17 protein-coding genes and 1 pseudogene are annotated in these 20,334 nt (G+C 71.9%); 6 read left to right on the plus strand and 12 right to left on the minus strand.

The genetic code is table 11. The annotated features are described in order from the left end of the window. Positions 1–222: 222 nt before the first annotated feature. The 3 genes from ABD352_RS54740 to ABD352_RS54750 all read right to left on the minus strand — a co-directional run bounded on the left by ABD352_RS54740 (position 223) and on the right by ABD352_RS54750 (position 3,838). A complete protein-coding gene (locus ABD352_RS54740; RefSeq protein WP_344620635.1) occupies positions 223–1,476 on the minus strand; it encodes a phosphatidylserine decarboxylase in 1,254 nt (417 codons plus the stop codon). A 122-nt stretch (positions 1,477–1,598) separates the two neighbouring features. Next, complete coding sequence (locus ABD352_RS54745) at positions 1,599–1,844, minus strand: phage holin family protein (RefSeq protein WP_344620636.1); 246 nt, start codon at positions 1,842–1,844, stop codon at positions 1,599–1,601. After that, positions 1,841–3,838 carry a PspC domain-containing protein gene (locus ABD352_RS54750; protein WP_344620637.1) on the minus strand — a complete coding sequence of 666 codons (1,998 nt, stop codon included), beginning with the start codon at positions 3,836–3,838 and terminating at the stop codon, positions 1,841–1,843. The genes ABD352_RS54745 and ABD352_RS54750 overlap by 4 nt, the downstream gene beginning before the upstream one ends. A gap of 159 nt (positions 3,839–3,997) precedes the next feature. Between ABD352_RS54750 and ABD352_RS54755 the strand changes: the two genes are divergently transcribed. Both ABD352_RS54755 and ABD352_RS54760 read left to right on the plus strand, forming a co-directional pair. Continuing rightward, entirely contained in the window at positions 3,998–5,263 is a 1,266-nt protein-coding gene (locus ABD352_RS54755; protein ID WP_344620638.1) for an ATP-binding protein, read from the plus strand. Continuing rightward, on the plus strand, positions 5,260–5,916 hold the full coding sequence (locus ABD352_RS54760) for a response regulator (protein ID WP_344620639.1): 657 nt from the start codon (positions 5,260–5,262) through the stop codon (positions 5,914–5,916). Before ABD352_RS54755 ends, ABD352_RS54760 begins: the two co-directional genes overlap by 4 nt. Here ABD352_RS54760 and ABD352_RS54765 read toward each other — a convergent pair. Both ABD352_RS54765 and ABD352_RS54770 read right to left on the minus strand, forming a co-directional pair. Next, complete coding sequence (locus ABD352_RS54765; RefSeq protein WP_344620640.1) at positions 5,913–6,641, minus strand: PIG-L deacetylase family protein; 729 nt, start codon at positions 6,639–6,641, stop codon at positions 5,913–5,915. The genes ABD352_RS54760 and ABD352_RS54765 overlap by 4 nt on opposite strands. Positions 6,642–6,648: 7 nt before the next feature. Further along, a pseudogene (locus ABD352_RS54770) lies at positions 6,649–6,930 on the minus strand (chorismate mutase); the annotation flags it as partial. A gap of 264 nt (positions 6,931–7,194) precedes the next feature. Between ABD352_RS54770 and pcrA the strand changes: the two are divergent. Further along, the gene (pcrA, locus tag ABD352_RS54775) at positions 7,195–9,594 is read left to right on the plus strand and encodes a DNA helicase PcrA (RefSeq protein WP_344620641.1); all 2,400 of its coding nucleotides are present in this window, start codon (positions 7,195–7,197) and stop codon (positions 9,592–9,594) included. A gap of 293 nt (positions 9,595–9,887) precedes the next feature. Here the strand turns inward: pcrA and ABD352_RS54780 are convergent, their stop codons facing one another. Beyond that, positions 9,888–10,757 (minus strand): bifunctional methylenetetrahydrofolate dehydrogenase/methenyltetrahydrofolate cyclohydrolase, encoded by an 870-nt coding sequence (locus ABD352_RS54780; protein WP_344620642.1) that lies wholly within the window; start codon positions 10,755–10,757, stop codon positions 9,888–9,890. A 31-nt stretch (positions 10,758–10,788) separates the two neighbouring features. On the opposite strand from ABD352_RS54780, the gene ABD352_RS54785 reads away from it, so the two are divergent. Further along, the gene (locus tag ABD352_RS54785) at positions 10,789–11,703 is read left to right on the plus strand and encodes a serine hydrolase (RefSeq protein WP_344620643.1); all 915 of its coding nucleotides are present in this window, start codon (positions 10,789–10,791) and stop codon (positions 11,701–11,703) included. Positions 11,704–11,721: 18 nt separating this feature from the next. On the opposite strand, the gene purH is transcribed toward ABD352_RS54785, so the two are convergent. Both purH and purN read right to left on the minus strand, forming a co-directional pair. Beyond that, complete coding sequence (gene purH / locus ABD352_RS54790; protein ID WP_344620644.1) at positions 11,722–13,254, minus strand: bifunctional phosphoribosylaminoimidazolecarboxamide formyltransferase/IMP cyclohydrolase; 1,533 nt, start codon at positions 13,252–13,254, stop codon at positions 11,722–11,724. Further along, positions 13,247–13,858, minus strand: coding sequence for a phosphoribosylglycinamide formyltransferase (gene purN / locus ABD352_RS54795; RefSeq protein ID WP_425553996.1), 612 nt, complete (start codon positions 13,856–13,858; stop codon positions 13,247–13,249). Before purN ends, purH begins: the two co-directional genes overlap by 8 nt. Positions 13,859–14,090: 232 nt before the next feature. On the opposite strand from purN, the gene ABD352_RS54800 reads away from it, so the two are divergent. Then, complete coding sequence (locus tag ABD352_RS54800) at positions 14,091–14,663, plus strand: DUF4190 domain-containing protein (protein ID WP_425553997.1); 573 nt, start codon at positions 14,091–14,093, stop codon at positions 14,661–14,663. Positions 14,664–14,758: 95 nt separating this feature from the next. Here the strand turns inward: ABD352_RS54800 and ABD352_RS54805 are convergent, their stop codons facing one another. From ABD352_RS54805 to icmB, 4 genes are all read right to left on the minus strand, one after another. After that, complete coding sequence (locus ABD352_RS54805; protein WP_344620646.1) at positions 14,759–16,060, minus strand: cell division protein PerM; 1,302 nt, start codon at positions 16,058–16,060, stop codon at positions 14,759–14,761. A gap of 70 nt (positions 16,061–16,130) precedes the next feature. Further along, positions 16,131–17,018, minus strand: coding sequence for a succinate--CoA ligase subunit alpha (sucD, locus tag ABD352_RS54810; protein WP_344620647.1), 888 nt, complete (start codon positions 17,016–17,018; stop codon positions 16,131–16,133). A 5-nt stretch (positions 17,019–17,023) separates the two neighbouring features. Beyond that, complete coding sequence (gene sucC / locus ABD352_RS54815) at positions 17,024–18,199, minus strand: ADP-forming succinate--CoA ligase subunit beta (protein WP_344620648.1); 1,176 nt, start codon at positions 18,197–18,199, stop codon at positions 17,024–17,026. A gap of 413 nt (positions 18,200–18,612) precedes the next feature. Then, positions 18,613–19,008, minus strand: coding sequence for a coenzyme B12-dependent isobutyryl CoA mutase small subunit (icmB, locus tag ABD352_RS54820; RefSeq protein WP_344620649.1), 396 nt, complete (start codon positions 19,006–19,008; stop codon positions 18,613–18,615). A 288-nt stretch (positions 19,009–19,296) separates the two neighbouring features. On the opposite strand from icmB, the gene ABD352_RS54825 reads away from it, so the two are divergent. Continuing rightward, positions 19,297–19,971: a M23 family metallopeptidase gene (locus ABD352_RS54825; protein WP_344620650.1), complete on the plus strand. Its 675-nt coding sequence runs from the start codon at positions 19,297–19,299 to the stop codon at positions 19,969–19,971. Positions 19,972–20,334: the final 363 nt, after the last annotated feature.

A 20,334-nucleotide genomic window follows, 5' to 3' on the forward strand; every position in this document is an offset into this window, starting at 1 on the left:
CCCGGATCTCGAACACAGCAACCCCTGATCAAGTCAGGTGTTGCAACGATCCCTTGAAACCGGGGACAGGGTATAAGTCCGATTTGCGCCGCCTTGCACGCCGATTTTCCGCCTGTCAGGGTATAAATCCGACATGCCGCGCCGCGAAGCGCCCGACATGTCGAGTTCCGCCCGAACCGGGTGCTCGCCGCCATGATCGGCGACGAACACCCGGTTACCGGCTCAGTGCCAGGTGGCGATGACCGTCTGGCCGCCGATGACGCGGTCTCCCGGCGCCACGACGGGGGTGGCCTTGTCGGCCGGGAGGTAGACGTCGGTGCGGGAGCCGAAGCGGATCAGGCCGAAGCGCTCGCCCTTGGCCAGCAGCGAGCCGATCGGCGCCCGCTGGACGATCCGGCGGGCGATCAGGCCGGTGCGCTGCACCACGGCGACCGGGCCGTGGGCGGTCTCGAGCAGGGTGTACGCCGCCACGTTGTGCTCGGCCTCCGGGTTCATGGCCGGGGCGAAGCCGCCGTCCTCCACGAAGTAGTCGATCACCTTGCCGGCCACCGGGGCGCGGTTGACGTGCACGTCGAGGACGGACAGGAAGACCGCGATGCGCAGGAACTCCATGTCGCCGAAGCGCTTGTCCTCCATCCGCTCGACGCCCAGCACCTTGCCGTCGCTGGCCGCCACCACGGCGCGCGGGTCCTCCGGGACGTCGCGCTGCGGGTCGCGGAAGAAGGCCGCCACCGGGGCCGCGGCCAGGGCCGGGACCAGCCACAGCTTCGACTTCGGGCGGGCCGCCTTGGCCAGCGCGGCCAGGCCCAGCGCGATGCCGGCCGCGGCCACGCCGTTGGAGTCGATGTTCATGCCGCGGGTCAGCGGGACGCTCGAGGGGCGCACGGCGGGCAGCAGGTTGGCCGCCGTCGTGTGGTCGGCCGGGGTGTGCCGCAGCCGGTGGATGCGCACCGGCGGGACGTTGCGCAGGACCAGGTCGCTGCCCACGCCGTACAGCGCGGCCTGCCGCTCCACCTCGTCGGCCGCCCCGCTGGGCAGCCGGGTGGCCGGCACCACGACGGTCAGCACGCCGCCGGGGCTGACCAGCTTGGCCATCTCGGCGAGGACCGCGCGGGCGTCCTCCGCGCTGCCGGCCAACGCCTCGGCGTGGATCACCACGTCGGCCGGCTCGGCGGCGTCCACCGACTCGAGCACCCGGGTGCGCTCGGCGACCCAGCGGCCCTGCCGATCCACGTGCTCGCGCAGGGCGGCCGCGGCGCCGGGCTCGGTGCCGACCACGGTCAGCCGGTCGTCCGGCAGCAGTGCGTCGATCGCCGCGGCCAGGGCGGGCGAGCCGGCCACGGCGCCGATGACCAGGCCGGTCTTGGGGCCGCCGTGGCGGGCGAGTTCGGAGGCGAGAACCCGGGCGGCTCGGTCACCGATCTGGATCGGACGGCGGGATGCGCCGGACGGGCCGCCAACGGGAAACTGGGTCATCTCGGAAGGGCTCCTCTGGAGAAGTCGGCGAGTTCTGGAGAAGGCCGGCGAGGCTCGGGACGGAAAAACTGACCGGCAGGGACACATGCCCCGCCGGCCAGCATATTCCGTGCTGCGATCTGTCAGTCGCCGTCCAGGTCGTAGTCGTACGGATCCGTGTTCCCCCCGGCCTTGCTGCGCTCCGACGGTTTGTCGGAGCGCAGCGCCCCCACCAGGCCTAGTACCCCGAACAGGATCAGCCCCCCGGCCACGATCCAGCCGGCGCTGAGGTGCACCGAGACGGCCTGGTTGAACAGCCAGACCACCACGATGCCCAGAAAGATCAGGCCGAACGTCAGCGAGACGCCGTCCAGACGGTGTGGCTTCATCGGTTCACCCTCACATCGCCCCATCGCATGTCCAGGTCAAGGTGGAGCTTGCCTCCACCCGGGCCGTCCTCGCCCAGATCGGTGAACGAGCTGGTCTGCTTGAACCCGCCGCAGCCGTGGCCGAACACGTTGCAGTCCCCGCCCTGGATGTGCACGTTGACCGTGACGTCGACGTTCGGCGGGACCGTGATGTTGATGTTGCCCACGCCGGCCCGGAAGGACACGGACACGTCCTGGTCGACGAAGTTGATCCCGGTGAGGTCCGCGGTGATGTTGCCGAGGTCCGTGGAGTACTCCGGGCTCAGCGCGTTCACCGAGGCGGGCGTGATGGTGATGTTCTCCGTGCGGTGCGGCGTGGGCACGCTCGCCGCGGCCGAGATCGCCAGGGCGATGCTCAGCACGGCGCCGAGCAGGATCAGCACCCGGGCCCGGCCGAGCCACGCGCCCGTGATCAGGCCAAGGGCGGTGATGGCCAGCGGTACCGCGAAGAACGTGCTCACCTTGAAGTCCACCGCGGTGACCTGCAGCGCGGCCATGACGCCCAGCGAGAGCACGATCAGCGAGAACGTGATCCGGCCCAGCTTGGACTTCTCCTTGCGGGGCTTCGGCGGGATCGGGGCCAGCCCGGGGTACGGCGAGACCGGCACCCCCGGCGGCGGATAGCCACCCAGGCTTTGCGCGTACGGGCTGCTCGCCGCGTACGGCCCGTGCGGCGCGAACGGCGGCCGGTACCCGGGCCCGCCCAGCGGCAACGGGGGCAGCGGAGGCAGCGGCGGGATCGGCGGGATCAGCGGCGCGGGCGGCGGAGGCGTCACAATGGTCGGCTCCTGCAGTGCCGCGAACTGGCCGGGCTCGGCGACCGGCGGCATCTCGGCGGTCCGCGCCTGCTCCTCCGAAGCGGGTTCGGCGACCGGCGCCCCGGTGGTCGTGGTCGTGCCGGGTCCGAACGACGGTGCCCCGAACGACATGGGCCCGAACGAGGGCGACCCGAACGACGGTGACCCGAACGGCCGGGCGCCCGCCGGCGCAGGCCCGGCGCCGAAGCCGGTCCCGAACGGCGCCGGCCCCGAGGGGCCGCCGGCCGGCGGGTTGGGCACCGCCGGCGGCACGAAGGGCCCGGCCGCGGGCGGATGCTGGCCGCCGTTCTGCTGACCGCGCGCCACGAGGGCGATCACGCCGATCACGATCGCCAGCCCGACCATGGCGGCGCCCAAGTTATGGGACATGACCAGCAGGAACGCGAGCACCGCGAACACGCCGATGGTGATGGCCAGCGGCGCGGAGGTGGTCGAGCGCCCGCGGCCGAGCAGCGCCTCCAGGGGCGAGCCGGTGTCGCCCTCGGCGGGCAGGAGGAGCCAGCCGACGAGGTACGCCACGATGCTCACCCCACCGGCCAGCGTCAGCACGGCGAAGATGACCCGCCAGAGCGTGGGGTCGGTGTTGGTGGCCCGGCCGATGGCCGCACAGACGCCGGCTATGTAGCGGCCCTGCTGCGGCCGCACCAGCAACGTCCGGTTGAACCCGCTGCCGAACGGCGGATTGCCGAACCCGAACGGCGACTGGCCACCGGGCGGCGGCATGCTGCCCCCGGGCGGCGGCGTGTTGCCCCCGGGCGGCGGCGTGTTGCCCCCGGGCGGAGGCGGGGGAGGAGTCCCGTCCCCGGGCGGAGGGGAGTACCGGGGCGGCGGCTCCTCCGAAGAAGGCCAGTCGACGGGCGTGGTCGTGTCGCCCGGGGCGTAGTCGGCCTCGAAGCGCGGCACGTCGTCCTTTTCGGAAGCGGCGTCGTCCTTCTCGTGCCCGGCCGGATCGCCGGGCCCGGCAGGATCGCCGGACACAGGGGGAGCGCTGGGCGCGGGAGGAGCGCTGGGCGCGGCAGGATCGCCGGACACGGGAGGAGTGCCGGTGGCGGCCGGCGCGTGCTCGTCCACCGGCTCCGCGGACCGTTCCGCGGCGGCGCTGGCGCCCGGCTCGTCGGCGGCAGGCGGTTTCGTCATGTCGCCAATGCTCGCCGATGCGCCCCCGCCGGCGCCTCAGGCATCGACCCTGACGCCACCCTGATTCTGCGGCTCCGGGGCGCTCGGAGTGGTTTCGCCGCAGCCCTTCATGTGACGATTCTGGGGTACCGAGTCCGCCGGCCACCAGAAACGAGCGCAATGAGCAGCCCGATCCCCGCCCGCCGCCTGTATCGCGAGCCCGCCGACCGGGTCGTCGCGGGCGTCGCCGCGGGCATCGCCGCGCACCTCGGCGCGTCGGTCCTGCTGGTGCGGGTGGCGTTCGTGGTGCTGGCGGGCTTCAACGGGCTCGGCGCGCTGCTCTACGCCGCCTTCTGGGCGGTCCTGCCGCTGCAGCCGCACGGCCGCCACGGCGGGCGCAACGTCAACCAGCTCTTCGCGTTCCTCGCGCTCGGCGTCGGCGTGGTGATCCTGCGCCTGATGGTGCAGCCGGACGGCACCGCCTCCGCGGTCATCGGCTGGCTCGCAGCGATCATCGCGCTCGGCGCCGGCATCATCTGGCACCAGGCCGACCCGAAGCGCCGCGAGCGCTGGTCGGCCACCGTGCCGGGCATGCCGTGGCTGGGCGCGGTCATGGACAACAACCGCAAGTCGTACCTCGTCCGCTTCGTCGGCGGCGGCCTGCTGGTCGTCTCCGGGATCATCGGCGTGTTCGTGGTCGGCGTGGTGCCCCTGCGCGGCGTGCCGTTCTCCTCGATCGGCTACGGCCTGGGCTTCGCCGCCGTCGCGCTGGCCGGGGTCGGCCTGGCGCTGGCGCCCCTGCTGTACCGCATGTTCACCCAGCTCAGCACCGAGCGCGAGGCCCGAGTGCGGGAGCAGGAGCGGGCCGAGCTGGCCGCCATGATCCACGACCAGGTGCTGCACACGCTCGCGCTCATCCAGCGCAACGCGGGGGACCTCAAGGAGGTGCAGCGCCTCGCCCGGGGACAGGAGCGGACGCTGCGCAACTGGCTGTACAAGCCGACGGCCTCGCCGATGGAGAAGTTCAGCGCGGCGCTGGAGGAGGCGTCGGCCGAGGTCGAGGACACCTTCGCGGTGGCGGTGGAGACCGTGGTCGTCGGCGACGTGGACGTCGACGAGAAGGTCGGCGCGATCGTCGCGGCCGCCCGCGAGGCGCTGGTCAACGCGGCCAAGCACGCCAAGGTGCAGACGATCTCGCTGTACGCCGAGGTGGAGCCCGACTGCGTCAGCGTCTTCGTGCGCGACCGGGGCGCCGGCTTCGACCTGAAGGCGGTGGATGCCGACCGCCATGGTGTGCGCGGCTCGATCGTCCTGCGCATGCAGCGCCACGGCGGCAAGGCCGAGATCCGAAGCACGCCGGGGGAGGGCACCGAGGTGCGCCTGTCCATGCCGATCGACACTGAGTCCCGGCGCCGGAAGTCCATGAGCGAAAGCGGAGAACGATGAGCACCGAAGAGACCCAGCGACTGCGCGTGTTCCTGGTCGACGACCACGCGATGTTCCGCGCCGGCGTCCGCGCCGAGCTCGGCCTGCACGTCGACGTCGTGGGCGAGGCGAGCGCGGTCGCCGAGGCGGTGCAGAAGATCTCCGCGCTCGAGCCCGACGTCGTGCTGCTCGACGTGCACATGCCCGACGGCGGCGGCCGCGCGGTGCTCGACGCGATGCGCCGCTCCCACCCGCAGGTGCGCTTCCTCGCCCTGTCCGTCTCCGACGCGGCCGAGGACGTGATCGGGCTCATCCGGGCCGGCGCCCGCGGGTACGTCACCAAGACGATCTCCCCCGACGAGCTCGCCGACGCGATCCGCCGGGTCGCCGACGGCGACGCGGTGTTCAGCCCCCGGCTGGCCGGCTTCGTGCTCGACGCCTTCGCCGCCCGCCCCGACGCCCCGGTGGCGGACCCCGAGCTCGACCAGCTCACCAACCGCGAACGGGAGGTGCTCCGGCTGCTCGCCCGGGGCTACGCCTACAAGGAGATCGCCAAGGAGCTGTTCATCTCGATCAAGACGGTCGAGACACACGTCTCCAACGTGCTGCGCAAGCTGCAGATGTCCAACCGCTACGAGCTGTCGCGCTGGGCCGCCGACCGCCGCCTCGTCTAGGCGGTCGCGAACACCGAGAAGCCCTCGGCCAGGCGCCCCTCGGGCAGCCCGGCGGCCGTGGCCACCATCGCGTGGCGCTGGCGCAGCATCTCGTCGAAGCCTTCGATGTGCGAGGTCTGCGACGCGTGCGCCCGCAGGGCCGCCAGCTTGCGCGGGAACACGTCGGTGATGTCGACGATGTGGTCGGGGTCGGGGCCGCCGCTGTACCAGATCTCGCGCACCGTCCAGGCCTCCAGCCCGATGTCGGTGAACGTGAACGGGTTACGCGCGTCGGGGTAGACCGCGCACGTGGTCGCCTCGCCCGCGGCCAGGTGGTCGGGGTGGCTGGGCCCGGCCAGGCGGTCCCAGCGGCGCAGGGGCGAGTTGGTGAGGACCCGGTCGGGGCGGAAACGGCGGATCGCCGCGGTGATGTCCCGGCGCAGGGCGATGGTCGGCTCGAGGACGCCGTCGCGGTACCCGTCCAGGAACTCCACCTGCTTGACGCCCACGGCCGCGGCGGCCGCGCGCTGCTCGGCCTCGCGCAGGATCGGCATCTGTTCCCGGGGCGTGTCGTCGAAGCCGCCCGCGTCGCCCCGGGTCACGAGCAGGTAGGCCACCTCGAGGCCGGCGTCGACCCAGGTCGCGATCGTGCCGGCCGAGCCGAAGTCCACGTCGTCGGGGTGCGCGAGCACGCACAGCACGCGCTGTACGTCAGTCAGCGGCGTCGCCGATGGAGGAAAGGTCATGCACCTATTACAGCCGACCGCGGCCCGCGCGCAGGATGAGCAGCGCCAGCTGCGTGCCGTCGGCGCCGAGCTCCGCGCTGAAGCGCTCCAGGATCTCGCGCTCGCGGGAGAGCACGAGGCGGGTCCCGCCGGCGGCGACGCGGGTCTTGCCGACCTCCTGCGAGATCGACGCACGCTCCTTCCAGAGCGCGATGATCGCCGCGTCGATCTCGTCGATGCGGTTACGCAGGCCGGCAATGTGCTGGTCAGGGGTGGTCTGCTGGTCCATGGTGACGGCGGCCATCTCTCTTCGTTCCTTTTCGTTCGGGTCCGTGCGATCCGGTCCCGGGAACGCGAACGCCCCGGGCTTCGGAGCCCGGGGCGTCGGTAGGCTTTGCGATCAGGCGCGACCTACGGCTGCCGGACTCCGGTAGCCGTAAAAAAAGTAGGAGCGCACCTGCTCGATCACGTAGCCGAGTATGGCACGCCCCGCGCCGCTGCGGAAAGTCCTTCCGGAAGTTGGGACGCGTCGGTTTTCGGCCATCCGTACGAGCGGGCATACACTCGCGAGGCGATGCATGCTCTCTTCGAGGTACCCCAGTCGCGCCCGCCGCAGCCCGAGGCCCCGGCGGCGCAGCCCCGACCGCCCAAGCGCGACCTGCTGGACGGGCTCAACGGCCCCCAGCGCGATGCGGTGACCCACGAGGGCAGCCCGCTGCTCATCGTGGCCGGCGCCGGATCCGGCAAGACCAAGGTGCTGACGAGCCGCATCGCCTACCTGCTGGGCGCCCGCAACGTGCACCCCGGCGAGATCATCGCCATCACGTTCACCAACAAGGCCGCCGGCGAGATGAAGGAGCGGGTCGCCAGGCTGGTCGGCAACCGCGCCCGGCTGATGTGGGTGTCCACGTTCCACTCGGCCTGCGTGCGCATCCTGCGGGCCGAGCACGACCACGCCGGGCTCAAGTCGACGTTCTCGATCTACGACGCCGACGACTCCCGCCGGCTCATGCAGCTGGTCGCGCGCGAGCTGGACCTCGACCCGAAGCGCTACCCGGCCCGCGGCCTGGCCACCCAGGTGTCGAACCTGAAGAACGAGCTGGTCGACCCGGAGACCTTCGCGGCCACCGCCAAGGGGCCGGCCGAGCGGGCGCTGGCGGAGGCCTACACGCTGTACCAGCAGCGGCTCTCCGAGGCCCACGCGCTCGACTTCGACGACCTGATCATGCGCGTGGTGCACCTGCTGCAGAGCCACCCGGAGGTCGCCGAGACCTACCGCCGGCGCTTCCGCCACGTCCTCGTCGACGAGTACCAGGACACCAACCAGGCGCAGTACATGCTGGTGAAGGAGCTGGTCGGGGACACCGGCGAGCTTTGCGTGGTGGGCGACGCCGACCAGTCGATCTACGCCTTCCGCGGCGCCACGATCCGCAACATCCTGGAGTTCGAGCGCGACTTCCCCAACGCGCACACGATCCTGCTGGAGCAGAACTACCGCTCCACCCAGACGATCCTCAACGCGGCCAACGCCGTGATCGGGCGCAACACCGACCGCAAGCCCAAGCGCCTGTGGAGCGACCAGGGCAACGGCGAGCAGATCGTCGGCTACGTCGCCGACACCGAGCACGCCGAGGCCGACTGGGTGGCCCGCGAGATCGACCGGCTCTCCGACGCCGAGGGCGTGCGCCCGGCCGACGTGGCCGTGTTCTACCGCACCAACGCGCAGTCCCGCGTCTTCGAGGAGATGTTCATCCGCTTCGGCCTGCCCTACAAGGTGGTCGGCGGCGTCCGCTTCTACGAGCGCAAGGAGGTCCGCGATGCGCTGGCCTACCTGCGCGCCGTGGTCAACGAGGACGACACGGTGAGCGTCCGCCGGGTCCTCAACACCCCGCGCCGCGGCATCGGCGATCGCGCCGAGGCCTGCATCGAGGCCCTCGCGAGCCGGGACCGGATCTCCTTCGGCGCCGCGCTGCGCCGCGCTAGCGAGGCCCCCGGCATCTCGACCCGGGCCGTCAACGCGATCGGCGAGTTCGTCGCGCTGCTCGACGACCTGCGGACGCTGGCCGCGAGCGCGATGCCCGAGGAGGTGCTGGAGGCCGCGCTGGAGCGCTCCGGCTACCTGAGCGAGATCGAGGAGAGCACCGACCCGCAGGAGGCGGGCCGGGTGGAGAACCTCCAGGAGCTCGTGAGCGTCGCCCGCGAATACACCGAGCGCACCGAGGCCAACGTCGCCGTCGCCGCCGAGCAGGGAGACGCCACCGCGGTCCCCGGCCCGAGCGTGGCCGGCTTCCTGGAGCAGGTCTCGCTGGTCGCCGACGCCGACCAGGTCCCGACCGACGACCCCGACCACACCGGGGTTGTCACGCTGATGACCCTGCACACGGCCAAGGGCCTGGAGTTCCCGGTGGTGTTCCTCACCGGGCTGGAGGACAGCGTCTTCCCGCACCAGCGGGCCATGAGCGACCGCAAGGAGCTCGAGGAGGAGCGCCGCCTGGCGTACGTCGGGATCACCCGCGCCCGGCAGCGCCTCTACATCTCCCGGGCGGTCACCCGCTCGGCCTGGGGCCAGCCGGCCTACAACCCGGCGTCGCGGTTCCTGGAGGAGCTGCCGCCGGAGCTGGTCCGGTGGGAGCGCACGGATGCGGCGTACACCAGCTGGTCCGGCCGCGCGGGCGTCGGCGGCCGCAGCTCCGGCACCACCCAGACCCGCACGTCGTCCTTCGTCGGCGGCACGCCGAAGGCGGCCCAGCTGGCGGCCAAGCTCGGCCTCGACGCCTCCAAGCTGTCGACGGCGAGCGAGCTGCAGCGCGACGTGCCTTCGCTGTCGGTGGGGGACCGGGTCAACCACCAGCGCTACGGCCTCGGCCGCGTGCTGGCGGTGGAGGGCGCCGGCCCGCGCGCTCAGGCCCAGATCGACTTCGGCGACCAGGTGATGTGGATCGTCCTGCGCCACGCCGCGGTGGAGAAGATCTAAAAGCCTCTTGATGGCTCCGGTCCGCGCAACCAGGGGTCCGTTGCTCCCGTCAGCGCCTGGTCTGGGTCGATCAGGGCGAAGCCTCATCGAGCCAGACTGGGCGAAGCGGTCGGCCCCTGGGGGCCTCCCTGCCAGCGCCGCCGTGCCAAGAACAGGGGTACGACTCGCACGCCAAGATCAAGCCAGATAAGTCGGGCGCTGGCGCGCCACGACTTATCCGATTTATACCCCGACAACGTATAAGTCCGACATGTCGTGGCGCGCCAGCGCCCGACATGTCGGGAATCGAACGATTACGACCCGGCTTGCCGTTCCGCCAGCTCGACGACGTTGGACAGGAGCATGGCGCGGGTCATCGGGCCCACGCCGCCGGGCATCGGGGCCAGGTACCCCGCCACCTCGGCCACCTCCGGCGCCACGTCCCCCACCAGGCGCGACCTGCCGTCCTCCGCGGTCACCCGGGTCACGCCAACGTCCAGGACCGCCGCCCCGGGCTTGACCATGTCGCGGGTCAGCAGCCCGGCGGACCCGGCGGCGACGATGACGATGTCGGCGTTGCGCGTGTGGGCGGCCAGGTCGCGGGTGCCGGTGTGGCAGAGCGTGACGGTCGCATTCTCGCTCTTGCGCGTGAAGATCAGCCCGAGCGGCCGGCCCGCCGTCGGACCGCGCCCGATGGCCGTGACCTCGGCGCCGGCGATCGGGATGTCGAAGCGCCGCAGGAGCTCGACGATGCCGTGCGGCGTGCACGGCAGCGGCGCCGGGATGTTCAGGACCAGCCGGCCCAGGTTGGTCGGGTGCAGCCCGTCGGCGTCCTTCGCCGGGTCGATCAGCTCCAGGATCCGGCGCTCGTCGAGCCCGGCCGGCAGGGGGAGCTGCACGATGTACCCCGTGCAGGCCGGATCGGCGTTCAGGGCTGCGACGGCGTCCTCCACGTCGGCCTGGGTGGCGGTGGCCGGCAGGTCGCGGCGGATCGAGGCGATGCCGACCTCGGCGCAGTCGCGGTGCTTGCCCGCCACGTACGCGTGCGAGCCCGGGTCGTCGCCGACCAGGATCGTGCCCAGACCCGGGACGATGCCGCGGTCCGAGAGGGCCTTGACCCGCAGCCGGAGTTCGTCCTTTATGGCGGTCGCCGTGGCCTTGCCGTCGAGAATCGTTGCCGTCACGGTCTCCGATCCTGCCATTAGAGTGCAGGGCGTGCTGCTCCGGCGCGGGCTTGTCGCCCTCTTGATCCTGTTCGCCCTGTCGGCCTGCGGCGGGCACGACGCCGCGCCCGCGCAGCCGGCCGTCGGTGAGAGCCAGGGGCGCCAGGCGGGCGGGGACGCCGCGCTGGGTGCCGCCCCGGCGCTGAGCACCTCCGCGAGCGCCACGGCCAAGGCGAGCGGCGGCGCGCCGGCGGCCGCGTTCGTGCAGAAGCAGCCCGGGACCTTCGGGATCATCGTGCGGGACCGGGTGACCGGGCAGGTCTGGAAGGCCGGGAACACCACGGCCACGACCTGGACGGCGTCGACGATCAAGCTGGCGATCGCGACCGACCTGCTCGAGCGCAACGCCGCCAAGGAGATCGCGCTGGACGCCACCGACCGGGCCAACCTGGACAAGGCGCTGATCAACTCGGACAACGACGCGGCGACGGCGCTGTGGAACCGCTACGACGGGCCCGGGATGCTGGATCGCTTCCGCTCGAAGTACAACATGAGCTCCCTCGCCGTCATCGACGGTTATGACACCTTCTGGCGCAACCTGCGGTGCAGCGCCGAGGATCTGCAGAACCTGATGTCGTACGTCCTGGACAAGCTCGACCCGCAGAGCCGGACCTACCTGGTCACCACCCTGCGCAAGGTGGCGAGCAACCAGCGCTGGGGCGTCTGGGCGGCCGGGTCGGGCCTCAAGCCGGGCAACAAGGACGGATGGGCGGAGAAGCCGGTCAACGGCAAGAACGTCTGGGTGACGCACACGGTCGGGTTCGCCGGGGACGGCGAGCGGTACGTCGTGGCCGCCATGTACGAGCAGAAGCCCGGCGGGACGCTGGAGAAGGGCGCCCACGCGGTGAGCGACGCGATCGCCACCTACTTCGGGGCAAAGGTCCCGGCCCCCGTCACGCTGCCGTGACGGGGACCGCGACGCGCGTCAGTGGAAGAAGTGGCGGGTGCCGGTGAAGTACATCGTCACGCCCGCGGCGCGGCAGGCCTCGATGGTCAGCTCGTCGCGGATCGAGCCGCCCGGCTGCACGATGGCCTTGACGCTGGCGTCCAGCAGGACCTGCGGGCCGTCCGGGAACGGGAAGTAGGCGTCCGACGCGGCCACCGAGCCCGCGGCCCGCTCGCCCGCCCGCTTCACCGCCAGGTGGCACGAGTCGACCCGGTTGACCTGGCCCATGCCGACGCCGACGGTCGCGCCGTCGGTGACCAGCAGGATGGCGTTGGACTTCACGGCGCGCACGGCCCGCCAGGCGAACTCCAGGTCGCGCAGGGTGGCCTCGTCGGCCGGCTCGCCGCAGGCGAGCTTCCAGTTGCCCACCGCGTCGCCGTCCGCGTCGATGCGGTCGGCGGCCTGGACCAGGACGCCGCCGGAGATCTGGCGGTGCTCCAGCGCGGCCGGCCGCCAGGCGGGGGCGCGCAGCACGCGGAGGTTGGCGCTGGTGGTGAGCAGGGCGAGGGCCTCGTCGGAGTACGACGGGGCGACGACGACCTCGGTGAAGATCTCGCGGATCTGCTTGGCCAGGTCGATGGTGACCGGGCCGTTGACCGCGATCACGCCGCCGAAGGCGCTCACCGGGTCGCAGGCGTGGGCCTTGCGGTGGGCGTCGGCCACGTCGGCGCCGATCGCGATGCCGCAGGGGTTGGCGTGCTTGATGACGGCGACGCAGGGGTCGGTGAAGTCGTGCGCGGCGCGCCAGGCGGCGTCGGCGTCGACGTAGTTGTTGTAGGACATCTCCTTGCCGCCGAGCTGCTCGGCCTGGGCGAGGCCGGGGGCGGCCGCCGGGTCGAGGTACAGGGCGGCCGGCTGGTGCGGGTTCTCGCCGTAGCGCAGGGTGGCCGACTTGCGCAGGGCGGTGCCGGCGAACTGCTGGTCGTCGCGGGCGAACCAGGCGGCGACGGCGACGTCGTACTCGGCGATGTGGGCGAAGGCCTGGCCGGCCAGGGCGCGCCGCTCGTCCAGCGTGAAGCCGCCGTCGGCCACGGCCTGCAGTACCGCCTCATAGGAAGACGGCGACGTGACCACCGCGACGCTCGGGAAGTTCTTGGCCGCCGCGCGGACCATGGCCGGGCCGCCGATGTCGATCTGCTCGACGCACTCGTCGTCGGAGGCGCCCGAGGCGACCGTCTCGGTGAACGGGTACAGGTTGGACACCAGCAGCTCGAAGGGCTCGATGCCCAGCTCCGCCAGCTGCGCCGCGTGGGCCTCCAGCCGCAGGTCGGCGAGCAGACCGGCGTGCACCTTCGGGTGCAGCGTCTTGACCCGGCCGTCCAGCGTCTCCGGGAAGCCGGTGAGCTGCTCGACCTTGGTGACCGGGAGGCCGAGCGCCTCGATGCGCGCGGCGGTGGTGCCGGTGGAGACCAGCTCGACGCCGGCGCCGGCCAGCGCGCGCGCCAGCTCCTCGAGACCGGTCTTGTCGTAGACGCTGATGAGCGCGCGCCTGATGGGACGGCGGTTAGCCACGGCCCAGCCTGACCTTTCGTTCGTTGACGGTCCAGCCCTCGCGCGCCATCCGCCCGACCGTGTCGACCAGCTGGCGGCGCTCGGCTACTTTGATCCGCTCCAGGAGCGCGTCCTCGGTGTCGTCGTCGAGGACCGGCACCGCGACCTGCGCGATGATCGCCCCGGTGTCGACGCCGCTGTCGACGAAGTGCAGCGTGGCGCCGGCGAGCTTCACGCCGTAGGCGAGCGCGTCGCGCGGGCCGTGTATGCCCGGGAACGCCGGGAGCAGCGCGTTGTGCGTGTTGATGTACCGGCCCTCGTACTTCCCGAGAAAGCGCGGGCCAACCAGCTTCAGGAACCCGGCCGAGACCACGAGGTCGGGCTCGAAGCGTTCGCACTCGGACAGCAGGGCCGCGTCCCACTCGTCGCGGGTGGCGAAGTCCGCCACCCGGGTGACGAAGGTGGGCACACCCCGGCGCTCGGCCCGGGCGAGCCCCTCGATGCCGGGGCGGTCCGCGCCGACGGCGACGACCCGCGCGCCGTAGGCCGGATCCTCGGCCGCCTCGAGCAGGGCCTGCAAATTCGACCCCGAACCGGACACGAGAACGACAAGCCGAACTGTCACCACGGAACTGTATCGACCGGGTCGGCCCAGCTCAGCGGCGGGCCGCCCGCCATTTGCGGACAAACACGGACAGAATTAGTCTCAATGTGGTCCAGTTATCGATACTCGACCGCTTTACCACTGCGCAGAGTTGATCGGGGCAAGTAGGCTGCCGGGGTTGCGTATCCCCTCGGGCTACCCTGATGCGAACCACCACGTAGCGGGAGTGTCCCCAGCCTTAGGAGCCATATTCATGGGCTACCCACCACCGGGCCAGGATCCGTACGGGCAGCAGCCCAACCAGGATCCCTATGGCCAGCAGCCCCAGTACGGCCAGCAGCCGCAGTACGGTCAGCAGCCGCAGTACCAGGACCCGTACGCCCAGCCGCAGCAGCCCGCGTACCAGGACCCGTACGCGCAGCCGCAGCAGCCGGCCTACCAGGACCCGTACGCGCAGCAGCCGCCGGTCTCCGGCACCCCCTACCCGACCTCGGGTGGCGCCTACCCGACCTCGGGCGGAGCGTACCCGAACGCGGGCTACGGCGCGCCGGCCCAGCCGCAGAACACGCTCGGCCTCGTCGGCATGATCCTGGGCATCGCGGCCATCCCGCTGCTGTGCTGCTTCTCGCTCGGTCTTCCGCTCGGCATCGCCGGCGTGATCGTGAGCTACCTGGGCCTCAACAAGGTCAAGCAGGGCCTCGCGAACAACCGCGGCCAGGCGATGGCCGGCCTCATCTGCGGTGGCGTGGCCGTCGGTCTGTGGATCATCCTGCTGATCGCGTCGCTGGCCTTCAACCTCAGCACGTTCTCGTACTCGTACCCGTAACGAGCACTCCTTGAAGGGGCGCGCGAGCTACTCGCGCGCCCTTTTTGCGCTCGTACTCGTACCCGTAACGAGCACTCCTTGAAGGGGCGCGCGAGCTACTCGCGCGCCCTTTTTGCGCGCAGCGCCAGCTTGGTCGCGGTGGTGGACAGCAGCGTGCCGATGGCGATCATGAACATGGCCACGAAACCGACCGCGCCCGCGTGCGGGCCCACGTCGGCCAGCCCGCCGCCGCCGAGCGAGCCGCTGGCCGCTGCGCAGACCAGGGCGACCAGCATCCCGGCCACGGGGCCGGCGAGGACGGCCGCGCCGAGCAGCGGGAGCCAGGAGCGCCCGGGATCGTTGCGCAGCGACCGGCGGGCCAGCAGCCAGCCGGCGACCAGGGCGGCGGCCAGGGGCAGGCCGAGCAGCAGGGGCGCATAGCCGGTCGCCGGCGACGATGGAAGACCAGCCAGCAACGGTACGGCGGGAAGAGGCCCCACCGACACGTGCGCCGCGCTGATGAAGGTCTCCGAGCCGATCGTGAAGCCGGGCCCGACGAGGTAGCTGGCCGCCCACGCGGTCACGTCCGGTGCGAAGAACGCGCACAGCACGACCAGCCCGACCTGCCCGGCGATCCCGGTGTGGTAGTCGTCGATGATCTGGCTCGCGTCGCCGCCGCTGAAGGCGACCGCCATGCCGGTGGTGGCCGCGCCGGCGCCGAGCACGAGCAGGGCGGCGACCGCCCCGGTGCGGGTCGCGTCGCGCAGCACCCGGGGCGTGCGCCCGGCCAGCCGGGCGATCCCGCGGGCCTCGGCGAAGGCCCCGAGCGACCCGGCGAGCAGCCCGAACGCGGCGAACGTCAGGGCGGCCCGGACCACCGAGACCTCGCTGCCCTTGTGGTCGGCGATGAGGGCGGCCACGCCGCCGAGGCAGGCGTAGACGACCCCGACCGCGACCCCGGCCCGGGCGGCCGGCCACGGCGACCAGGGCGTGCCGCGGTGGTAGGCCCGGGCGCCGATGGCCCGCGAGGTGTGCACGCCGGCGCGGTACACCCGCCAGGCGGCGATCAGGGTGAGCCCGAGCGGGGCGAGGCTGACCGGCCCGATGCCGGTGTGGATCGGCACCCAGTGCGCGAGCAGCCAGCCCCCCAGGCCGAGCCGCAGCACCTGGGCCAGCGGCGCGCCGGCGCTGTCGAGCGCGAAGAGCATCCAGACCACGGCGAGGGTGGGCGCCAGCGAGACGACCGCCGCCCACAGCGAGTTGACCACGGCGGCCAGCGCAAGCGGGGCGCGCCGGGCCGGGCGGCGGGAGGGCTCCCGGCCGCGGACCGCGCGCCGCTGGATCGGCAGCCTCACGGTCTCGCGGTCGGCGAGCCGGGTGGGCACGCCGTCGTCCGGTTCCTCAGGGGTGGTCGGCATCGCATTCACTCTAAAAAAAACCGGACGGCCGGTCACTGACCCCGGCCGTCCGGATATGACGCAGTTTCCGCTAAAGAGCCGTGACGATGTCGCGCATGAGGTTCGCGGTCTCGGTCGGGGTCTTGCCGACCGCGACGCCGGCGGCCTCGAGCGCGAGCTTCTTGGCGTCGGCGGTGCCCGCCGAGCCGGAGATGATCGCGCCGGCGTGGCCCATCGTCTTGCCGGGCGGGGCGGTGAAGCCGGCGATGTAGCCGACCACCGGCTTGCGCACGCTGGCCTTGATGAAGTCGGCCGCCCGCTCCTCGGCGTCGCCGCCGATCTCGCCGATCATGACGATCGCCGCGGTCTCCGGGTCGGCCTCGAACGCGGCGAGCGCGTCGATGTGCGTCGTGCCGATGACCGGGTCGCCGCCGATGCCGATGGCCGTGGAGAAGCCGATGTCACGCAGCTCGTACATCATCTGGTACGTCAGCGTGCCCGACTTGCTGACCAGGCCGATCTTGCCCGGGCCGGTGATGTCGGCCGGGATGATGCCGGCGTTGGACTTGCCGGGGCTGGCGATGCCCGGGCAGTTGGGCCCGATGATCCGCGTCTTGTTGCCGGTGGCCTGGGCGTGGGCCCAGAAGGAGGCGGTGTCGTGCACCGGCACGCCCTCGGTGATGACCACGGCGAGCGGGATCTGCGCGTCGATCGCCTCCACCGCGGCCGACTTGGTGCCGGCCGGCGGGACGAAGATGACCGTCGTGTCGGCGCCGGTCTGCTCCATGGCCTCGTGCACGCTGGCGAAGACGGGGAGCTTGGTGCCGTCGAAGTCGACCTGCTGGCCCGCCTTGCGCGGGTTGACGCCGCCGACGATGTTGGTGCCCGCGGCGAGCATGCGCCGGGTGTGCTTGGAGCCCTCGGCACCGGTCATGCCCTGGACGATGACCTTGCTGGACTCGGTCAGCCATACCGCCATGGTCGTTACACCCCACTCGCTGCGAGCTCGGCGGCCCGGCGGGCCGCGCCGTCCATCGTGTCTACCCGCTCGATCAGCGGGTTGGCGGCCTCGTCGAGGATCCGGCGGCCCTCTTCGGCGTTGTTACCGTCGAGGCGGACCACCAGCGGCTTGGTGACTTCCTCGCCGCGGTCCTTGAGCAGCTGCAGGGCCTGCACGATGCCGTTGGCGACGGCGTCGCAGGCGGTGATGCCGCCGAAGACGTTGACGAAGACGCTCTTCACGTCGGGGTCGCCGAGCACGATCTCCAGGCCGTTGGCCATGACCTGGGCACTGGCGCCGCCGCCGATGTCGAGGAAGTTCGCCGGGCGGCTGCCCAGGCCCTCGCCGGCGTACGCGACCACGTCGAGCGTGGACATGACCAGGCCCGCGCCGTTGCCGATGATGCCGACGTTGCCGTCGAGCTTCACGTAGTTGAGGTTCTTTTCCTTGGCCGCCTGCTCCAGCGGGTCGGCCGCGGCCTTGTCCTCGAGCGCCTCGTGGTCGGGCTGCCGGAAGTCGGCGTTGGCGTCGAGGGTGACCTTGGCGTCGAGGCACAGCACGGTGCCGTCGGTGGTCTTGGCCAGCGGGTTCACCTCGACGAGCGTGGCGTCCTCGGCCACGAACGCCTTCCAGAGGTCCACCGCGATGGCGACGACCTGGTCGGCCACGTCGGCCGGGAACTTGGCCTGCTCGACGATCGCCCGGGCGGTAGCCTCGTCGACGCCCTTCACGGCGTCGATGGCGACCTTGGCCACCTTCTCCGGCGCGTCGTGGGCGACGGTCTCGATCTCCATGCCACCGGCGACGCTGGCGATGCACAGGAAGGTGCGGTTCGCGCGGTCGAGGAGGTAGGAGAAGTAGTACTCCTCGGCGATGTCCGCCGTGGTGGTGACCATCACCTTGTGGACCGTGTGGCCCTTGATGTCCATGCCGAGGATGTTGGTCGCGTGCGTGGTCGCCTCGTCGGCGCCCTCCGCCAGCTTGACGCCGCCCGCCTTGCCGCGGCCGCCGACCTTCACCTGGGCTTTGATGACGACCCGGCCACCGAGCTCCTCGGCGATCGCCCGGGCCTCCTCAGGGGTCTCGGCTACCCCGCCGCCAAGCACGGGCAGGCCGTGCTTCGCGAAGAGGGCGCGCCCCTGGTACTCGTACAGGTCCACAGTTGGTCCCGTTCCGTCAACCGTGCCGCCTGCCCCATCGCGAGGACGGCTCAACGCTTCGCAGCCTAACCACGGCGTCACCCCTGAGCGTCGCGCGGGCTCCCGATGTGCCCGATTCCACTCCCATCCGGACCCGTCCCGGCGTTGGCGTCGGCATCGACTTCGCTTCACGAACGGGGGACACGGATGTGAGGGCGTAACCACCCCCGCGGGCCGTCGTTGAGAGCAGTGTCGGCCCGCCCACGGGGAAGCCCGGGAGGGTAGGGCCGGCACCAAAACGGCCGATGCCCTGTCGGTCGAGGGGTGGCGGCGGGGCATCGTGCAATAGAGGGGCCGGACGTGTGAGGGGTGCGTCCGGCCCCTCCCTTTTCGGGAGCTATCGATAAGCGCCAATCAGCGCTTCGGTATTTCTCTCAGCTTTCGAGGTTTTCCCGGGCCCATTCCACGATCGACTGGGTGGTCGCACCCGGGGTGAAAATGCGCGCCACGCCGAGCCGCTCCAGCTCCGGCAGGTCCTCGTCCGGAATGATCCCGCCGCCGAACACGGTCACGTCGGCGGCGCCGCGCTCGGCGAGCAGCTCGATGACCCGGCGGAACAGTGTCATGTGCGCCCCGGACAGCACCGAGAGCCCCACGGCATCGGCGTCCTCCTGGATCGCGGTCTCGACGATCTGCTCGGGCGTCTGGTGCAGCCCGGTGTAGATGACCTCCATGCCGGCGTCCCGCAGCGCGCGGGCGACGATCTTCACGCCTCGATCGTGTCCGTCGAGGCCAGGCTTGGCGATGACGACGCGGGTCCGCGCGCTCATCCTCACGGTCCTTCCCGGCCGTTCGTGGCGGCCACTGGACGCGGCCCCGGCACCGTCGCGCGGGGTCCAAGCCGAAGGTACCGCAGCCGAATTCGCCGCCGCGCAACGACCGCGCAACGGTCCGGGTTACGCACAACCAACCCGACGGGCACAATCGCGGCGCGGCGCGCCCCATGACTTGTGCCGCCGATTGCGGCGTGGTTAGCGTGGCGTTCGGTTTTGTCGAATTCTTATTTACCCACGCGATTGCCGCCGCTCGTGCATTTGCCGGAATCGAGGTTCACCGCGTTGAATGCAAGATCCGCGCGCGCGAACTACCGTGGCCGGCGCCGCCTGGAATCCCCGCGCAGCCGCTATCTGACCATCCTCACCACCGCACTGGTGGCCTCGGCCGTGGTCGCGCTGAGCACCGCCGCCGCGCTGCCCGAGCCGCACACGGACGGCCTGTCGATGGAGGAGAGCGGCAACTACGACGACATCTCCACCCGTTCGGGCGACCGGGCGAGCCGCTCCGACGGCCACGCCGGCACCGCCAACCAGCCGGCCCCCGACGTGTGGATCCTTCCCCTGCGCAGCTACACGGTGACGTCGTTCTTCGGCGAACGTTGGGGAAGGCTGCACCCCGGCGTGGACCTGGGCGCCGCCGAGGGCACCCCCTTCACCGCCGTGGCCGCCGGCCGGGTGACCCTGTGCCGCTGGAACGGCGGCTACGGCAACAACGTCATGATCGACCATGGCGGCGGCGTCGTCACCGTGTACGGCCATGCCTCCAAGCTCCTGTGCCACGAGGGCGAACAGGTACACGCGGGCGACAAGATCGCGCTGGTCGGCAACACCGGCCACTCGTTCGGCTCGCACCTGCACTTCGAGGTGCGCAAGAGCGGCAAGCCCATCGAGCCCCTGGCCTTCATGCGCGAACACGGCGTCGACATTCAGCACCACAGCGAGGCGATCTACTCCTGACCCCTCCGGCGCGGGGCGAACCGCCACCGCGCGCCGGTGCACCGGTCCTCGCCGCCGCCACCCGCACCGGGCGGCCTATCTCAGCCCCCGGGTCCAGGGTGCGCCGCACCTCCGCCTGGTCCGTCGCGATCGCCCAGCTCGCCCTGGTCTCAGCCGCCACGTGGGCAGCGGCGGCAATCTCCTCCACGGCCTTATGGACGCCTGGCACGTCTCGCGTCGGCGCCTGTGCCGCGCCGTCCGCACTGGTTCGCTCGTGCCACGCTGTCCGCTCCGTGCGCTGGTTCGCCCGCGCCGCGCTGCGCTGCCCGCGCCGCAAGGCCCGCCCGCGCTGCCCGCGCCCGCGCTGCCCGCGCCCGCGCTGCC

Source organism: Dactylosporangium salmoneum (assembly GCF_039532525.1).
GTDB lineage: Bacteria > Actinomycetota > Actinomycetes > Mycobacteriales > Micromonosporaceae > Dactylosporangium > Dactylosporangium salmoneum.

Coding starts and splice junctions, on each gene's coding strand:
- icmB (WP_344620649.1), bottom strand. CDS start 19,008: ATGAGCGCGCGGACCCGCGTCGTCATCGCCAAGCCTGGCCTCGACGGA.
- ABD352_RS54800 (WP_425553997.1), top strand. CDS start 14,091: ATGGGCTACCCACCACCGGGCCAGGATCCGTACGGGCAGCAGCCCAAC.
- ABD352_RS54755 (WP_344620638.1), top strand. CDS start 3,998: ATGAGCAGCCCGATCCCCGCCCGCCGCCTGTATCGCGAGCCCGCCGAC.
- ABD352_RS54805 (WP_344620646.1), bottom strand. CDS start 16,060: ATGCCGACCACCCCTGAGGAACCGGACGACGGCGTGCCCACCCGGCTC.
- ABD352_RS54745 (WP_344620636.1), bottom strand. CDS start 1,844: ATGAAGCCACACCGTCTGGACGGCGTCTCGCTGACGTTCGGCCTGATC.
- ABD352_RS54765 (WP_344620640.1), bottom strand. CDS start 6,641: ATGACCTTTCCTCCATCGGCGACGCCGCTGACTGACGTACAGCGCGTG.
- ABD352_RS54760 (WP_344620639.1), top strand. CDS start 5,260: ATGAGCACCGAAGAGACCCAGCGACTGCGCGTGTTCCTGGTCGACGAC.
- pcrA (WP_344620641.1), top strand. CDS start 7,195: ATGCATGCTCTCTTCGAGGTACCCCAGTCGCGCCCGCCGCAGCCCGAG.
- sucD (WP_344620647.1), bottom strand. CDS start 17,018: ATGGCGGTATGGCTGACCGAGTCCAGCAAGGTCATCGTCCAGGGCATG.
- ABD352_RS54740 (WP_344620635.1), bottom strand. CDS start 1,476: ATGACCCAGTTTCCCGTTGGCGGCCCGTCCGGCGCATCCCGCCGTCCG.
- ABD352_RS54750 (WP_344620637.1), bottom strand. CDS start 3,838: ATGACGAAACCGCCTGCCGCCGACGAGCCGGGCGCCAGCGCCGCCGCG.